6 protein-coding genes and 1 pseudogene are annotated in these 6,000 nt (G+C 48.8%); all 7 read left to right on the forward strand.

Annotated elements, in window-relative coordinates:
- Positions 1–153 precede the first annotated feature (153 nt).
- On the forward strand, positions 154–579 hold the full coding sequence (locus ACZOWY_RS03060; RefSeq protein ID WP_484392765.1) for a PPC domain-containing DNA-binding protein: 426 nt from the start codon (positions 154–156) through the stop codon (positions 577–579).
- A gap of 365 nt (positions 580–944) precedes the next feature.
- Positions 945–1,568, forward strand: coding sequence for a class I SAM-dependent methyltransferase (locus ACZOWY_RS03065; RefSeq protein ID WP_484392767.1), 624 nt, complete (start codon positions 945–947; stop codon positions 1,566–1,568).
- Between the two features lie 73 nt (positions 1,569–1,641).
- Positions 1,642–2,436 carry a ZIP family metal transporter gene (locus ACZOWY_RS03070; RefSeq protein WP_484392768.1) on the forward strand — a complete coding sequence of 265 codons (795 nt, stop codon included), beginning with the start codon at positions 1,642–1,644 and terminating at the stop codon, positions 2,434–2,436.
- A 235-nt stretch (positions 2,437–2,671) separates the two neighbouring features.
- Positions 2,672–2,806, forward strand: a pseudogene (locus ACZOWY_RS03075) (manganese efflux pump); the annotation flags it as partial.
- 351 nt (positions 2,807–3,157) lie between these two features.
- The gene (locus ACZOWY_RS03080; protein WP_484392770.1) at positions 3,158–4,300 is read left to right on the forward strand and encodes a Fic family protein; all 1,143 of its coding nucleotides are present in this window, start codon (positions 3,158–3,160) and stop codon (positions 4,298–4,300) included.
- A 277-nt stretch (positions 4,301–4,577) separates the two neighbouring features.
- Positions 4,578–5,399 carry an acetolactate decarboxylase gene (gene budA, locus ACZOWY_RS03085; protein WP_484392771.1) on the forward strand — a complete coding sequence of 274 codons (822 nt, stop codon included), beginning with the start codon at positions 4,578–4,580 and terminating at the stop codon, positions 5,397–5,399.
- 112 nt (positions 5,400–5,511) lie between these two features.
- Positions 5,512–5,793: a hypothetical protein gene (locus ACZOWY_RS03090; RefSeq protein ID WP_484392772.1), complete on the forward strand. Its 282-nt coding sequence runs from the start codon at positions 5,512–5,514 to the stop codon at positions 5,791–5,793.
- The last annotated feature ends 207 nt before the right edge of the window (positions 5,794–6,000 follow it).

The raw sequence follows: 6,000 nt of genomic DNA on the forward strand, positions 1-6,000 counted from the left end.
ATTTTCAGACACAGAATATCGCTATGAAAGAAATTGTACGGAGGTAGTAAGAACATGAAAATCAAATAGATTCGTGACGCAAATACGATAAATCTTACTGTTTTGTCATAATAGTAATAGAAATCGGGAATACTCTCAGGGGAGGAATGGATCATGGAATTTCAGAAGTTTGGAGATACGTATGTAGTTCGTCTGGATAAAGGGGAAGAAATCGTTGCATCGCTGAAGGCGTTGTGCGAAAAGCAACAGATTGCGCTGGCCAGCGTGGAAGGAATCGGCGCAGCAGATCGCGCGGTCATCGGTTTATATGACGTAGGGCGTCGGGAGTATCATAAGACGGAACTGGACGGCCCTATGGAGATTACATCGCTCATGGGCAATATCACTCAGAAAGACGGAGCGGTGTACATACATTTGCACATTAACCTTTGTAATAAAGAAATGCAGATTTTGGGCGGACATTTAAATGAGTGCAGTATTGGCGCCACAGGAGAAGTATTCGTTCGCGTTTTGCCCGGCAATGTAGGAAGGAGACTGGACGAAGAAGTTACCGGATTAAATTTGTTTCACTTTGTATAAAGACCGGCATGCCCGAATGCAAAATCATGATAGATGTTATAGACAGGATAAAGCGCAATTTTACGGAGTCTAATAGTATGAAAGCACAATTTGTCTGCTCAAAATGCGGAAGGACAGAAGCCGTTACAACTCATTTATTCAGTGTTTCCTTAGTTCAACAGCCATGGAACTTCCGTGGCTGTTTTATTTACTTGCCTGTTGACAGCTTTACTAGATTCTGTTATTATATCAACGGTTAGCAATTGCTAACTGGTTTTTAGCTCGCGCTATTATCGTAGGGTAACTGTGGTGGCTGACAATGTGCGAAGAAGATATAATCCGTTACTGCGCTCTAATCTGCGGGGCTTTTTGGAGAAAATGAAATCATGGGACTTTTTTTGAAATGCATCAACCAGACAAGAAAACCGGAAGGGACTCTGGGAAAATTAATGCTAAAAGGCATGAATTTCGGTCATGCGAAAACGGCGGACTGGGGCATGGGCCAGTTGGAAGCGGCCGCGCCGGAACGCATCGCGGAAATCGGCTGTGGCGGCGGGAGAAACGCGGCGGAACTGCTGAAAAAATATCCCGGTTCCCATGTTACGGCCATTGATTATTCCCCTCTTTCCGTGCAGCAGACGGCAGCCTACAACAAAGACGACGTATTGAAAGGACGCTGTGTTGTCCGGCAGGGCGACGTGTCCTCCCTGGACTTTGCGGACGGCAGTTTCGATCTGGCGACGGCGTTTGAAACGGTTTACTTCTGGCCGGGACTCGGGAACTGTTTCGCGGAGGTTTGCAGAATCCTGAAGCCGGGCGGTTGTTTCCTGGTCGTCAATGAATCGGACGGACAGGATGAAGCCGGCAAAAAGTTTGAGAAGATGATCGACGGCATGAAACTGTATACCGCGGAAGAAATCGGAGAGGCCATGAAAAGCGCCGGCTTTACAAAAGTGAAGACGGTACATCATAGGAGTCAGCCGTGGATCGCCGTCCTGGCGGAGAAGTAAGAAGGGGCGGAACGGAGAATAATATTGGAAAACTGCGGAGCAGGGTGATTATGTCATGCCGGGTGATTGTATCATGCCGATTGAAATTGTACAGGGGCTTCTGATCCCGCTGGCGGGGACGAGCCTGGGCGCGGCCTGTGTGTTTTTTATCCGGGGCGGGCTGAACCGGAAACTGGAGCGGGCGTTTACCGGATTTGCCGCCGGGGTGATGGTAGCCGCCTCGGTATGGAGCCTGCTGATTCCCGCCATGGAACAGTCGGCCCGTCTGGGGAAATACGCATTTTTTCCGGCGTTTGCCGGTTTCTGGGCCGGCATCCTGTTCCTGTTACTGCTGGATCACGTCATTCCCCATTTGCACAGGGAAAGCAATGAATCAGAAGGCCCTGAAATCCCATTATCCCGCACGGTAAAAATGGTGCTTGCCGTTACGCTGCACAATATTCCGGAAGGGATGGCCGTGGGGGTGGTTTATGCGGGAATGCTGGCGGCCGGGACAGAGGCTTCTTCTGCCGGGATTACATCGGCGGGAGCGCTGGCCCTGTCATTGGGCATCGCAATCCAGAATTTCCCGGAAGGCGCAATTATCTCCCTGCCTCTCCGGGCGGAGGGGTTAAAGGACAGCAGGGCGTTTCTGTATGGCGTTCTTTCCGGCGTCGTGGAACCGGCCGGCGGTTTCCTGACCATTCTGGCCGTCGGTTATGTAACGCCGTTCCTGCCGTATTTTTTAAGTTTTGCGGCCGGTGCCATGCTATATGTGGTCGTGGAAGAGCTGATCCCCGAAATGGGCCGGGGCGAACATTCCCATATCGGGACGCTGTCTTTCGCGGCCGGTTTTTCCCTGATGATGGTATTGGATGTAGCGTTATAATATTTTTGTTTGATAAAAACGATTTTTTATGTTACATTGTCGAACTAGTAATGGAGTAGTCAGCACGTTTTACGTGCGGGATATCAACAGACTGGAGCAATCCTGGTATCACCTTAATTGGCGAGACTTATCTGCAGCGGGTGGATAAGGATCGTGCTGAAGGAAGGGTTCGCTAAGAAAGAGGAATGCGAAGCGGACGGAAAAGGCGCGGATATGTCCATGAAAACCATGTTTCTTCTGCACGGCAGGCGTAAAAATCGGCAACGTGTTCGGCAACCGGTTTGAAGATTCGGCGCAGATCGCCGGCGGGGTCATTTTGATTCTGCTCGGCGTCAAAATTTTGCTGGAGCATCTCGGTTACCTGGCGTGACTGTCACTGTGTTGTCATCCCTGGCGTAACAGCCACTGCGTTGCCGTCCGTCGGGCTGCCGCGGACGGTTTGGCAAAATTCATATTTTCTTTAACAGCTGTGGAATTTATTTTCCGCGGCTGTTTTGTTATAATGATAATGGTAATACAAATCGAAGTTTTTTTGTGCCTGCATCACTTTACGTACAACAAATTTGAATTAAATGCCCGATTGGCGTCGCCGGACTCAAGTCAGACCACTGAACTTGAAATAAGATTGCCAAAATTACCGCGTTATTTCAATTTTAGTTGAAAACTTGAAATAAAAGAGATATAATAATTCTGTAATTTCAATTAGAATGGAGATATTGTTATGACGAACCGGGCAGGTACATACCGGACAAATCTGACAGGAGAAGCCGGATACAAATCGTTTCTTCCGAATCCGTTGCCGCCAAAGCCGGAATTGGAAATGGATGGAGAGATGGTTTCGCTTCTTGTAAAAGCAAACCGTGCGATTGCAGCCCTTGAGGCTATTTCCGCCAGAATTCCAAACATGGATCTTTTTGTATCCATGTATGTGAGGAAAGAAGCGCTGATGTCTTCGCAGATCGAGGGCACCCAGGCAACACTGGAGGATGTCCTTGACCCGTTGATCGAAAAAAACACGAACCGGAATGTGGCGGATGTTGTCAATTATATCAGGGCTACGGAATATGCGATCAAAAGACTGGACACGCTGCCGTTGTGCAACAGGCTGATCAGGGAAACCCATGGGATTCTGATGGAAAACGTGAGAGGACGGGAGAAACGTCCCGGAGAGTTCAGACATTCCCAAAACTGGATCGGCGGGGAGGGCAGTACCCTGAAAACCGCCAGGTATATTCCGCCTAACCCGGAGGATATGGAAAACGCCATGTCCGATCTGGAAAAATACATGAACGGGGACGATACGCTGGATTATCTTGTAAGGATTGCGCTAATACATTACCAGTTTGAGACGATCCATCCGTTCCTTGACGGGAATGGCAGGATCGGGCGTCTTTTGATCACCTTATTCATGATGGAAAAGAAGGTGCTGACGACGCCGGCGCTCTATGTTTCCTATTTCCTGAAAAAGAACCGTGTGGAATATTACGACAGAATGACGGGAGTCAGAAATAAAGGCAACTATGAACAGTGGATCTGTTTCTTCCTTTCCGCGATTCATGAATCAGCCCTGGACGCCATCACTACCATTGATGATCTTGTGGAACTGCAAAGGCGCAGCCGGGAAACCGTAAGCAGGATGGGACGCGCTTCCGGGAATACGCAGATTTTGCTTACGTATCTGGAATCCCATCCGATTATTGATATCGGCAAGACAGCGGAAGCCCTTGGCGTATCCTATAATACGGTATCTGCAGCGGTAAAGAGACTGGTGGGCGCGGGGATACTTAAGCAGACGGAGAATGCAAGCAGGAACCGGACTTTTGCATACAGAGACTATTTGGACATTTTGCGTAAGGGAACCTGAAACAAAACGGCAGGGGCTGAAAGAGTCGCCCCTGATTACTGTGTGCGGCGCCTTTTCCTGCTGCATTACTTACAAACAAATTCATATTTTATTCAACAGCTGCGGAATTTATTTTCTGCGGCTGTTTTGATATAATAATAGTAATAATGAAAGAGTAGGGGAAAGAGTAGGGGAAAAAGTACGCTGATTAAATAAAAAGACAAGATATTTTCAGTCAATCCAGACGGTGAAAACGGGTCGTTGCGTTTTTATGAGCTCTAAAAGAGGAGGAGACAAAATGACATTCAGAAATAAGTACATCGGTTTAGCTTTAGCGGCTTCCATGGTATTTGGCGCGACTTGCAGCGCGGCCTCCGCAGACAGGGAAACCGTCCGGCAGGTGGCGTTGCTGCAATCGCTGGCGCAGGGTTATCTCGGCGGCACGGTTACGGTGAAGCAGCTCCGCAAGGGCGGGGATACCGGCATCGGCACGTTCAAAGGACTGAACGGGGAAATGATTGTGCTGGACGGTACGGTGTACCAGGCCCTGGGCGATGGACGGGTTGTCGTGGCGGACGACAAGGATACCGTGCCTTTCGCGAACGTGACATTTTTTGACAAAGACATTGCGGTAGACCTTACGGATGTAGCTGACAAAACCGGTCTGGAAGAACGCTTAAACAAAGTTGTGGAAGAGCAGGGGGCCAACAGCTTTTATGTAGTAAAGCTGCACACCGTGTTCCCCAGCATCCTGTTCCGCAGCGAACACGGCAGCCAGGAACCGTACCCCACGCTGGTAGAGGCGCTGAAAGGAAAACAGACGGAGTTTACCCATAAAAACATGGAAGGAACGCTGGTCGGTCTGTATTGCCCCAATTATATGGGCGGCCTGAACACGCCGGGCTGGCATTTCCATTTTATTTCGGATGATAAAAAACACGGCGGCCATATTCTGGAACTGGCTATCGGGAACGGGAAAGCGTATCTGGATAAAACGGACAGCTTTACCATGATGCTGCCCTCGGATGAGAAATTCCAGACGTTCAACCTGGCCAAGGATATGCGGGAAGATATCCGTAAGGCGGAACAGGATAAACAGGCAGACCTGGCAAAGAAGTGATTACCGGACTGCGCGCGGATCTCATGTATGCGGGAATCGTGCTGGCCTGCCACGCTGTGGGCAAGTGAGTGTTACGTTGGCCCGGATACAATGCAGTTAGCGCAGTCTGTTTTTGTTAGCCGCGTTTAAGATTACGAGTTCCCGTAAACTGGATTCGTTGCGGGCAATCAACCACGGCCTTGGCCTTAACCCCTTTGAAAATGCGGTGTCGTTTCTGATTGTGGTTGTGGCAATCCTGCTGGCGGCATATTGCATTTACCGGTTCGACTTATTCATTTTAAAACGCGCCGGGCTGTCGGAAGAACAGGGAAGAAAATCGGCTTTGTGGCTGGCAGTAGTGACAGCTCCGTATCTGTTCCTGCTTCCGTCGGAACTGCTGTTCCGGTGGATGTGAATAAAAAAGCATCTGCCGTATTTCAGGCAGATGCTGCGGAAGTGTTGCGAGTCTATCTTATTTTTTATAAACGAAAAACTACACTCAAAATGACATTTTGATACACAGAGACTATGAAAAAAAGTCTGTAAAAAGCAAAAATAGGTCTTCTATGATAAAATAAAATCATAGGAGGCCTTTTATTATGGCAAGAAGAGAAAAGAAACC

The sequence above is a fragment of the Succiniclasticum sp. genome, from assembly GCF_056977735.1.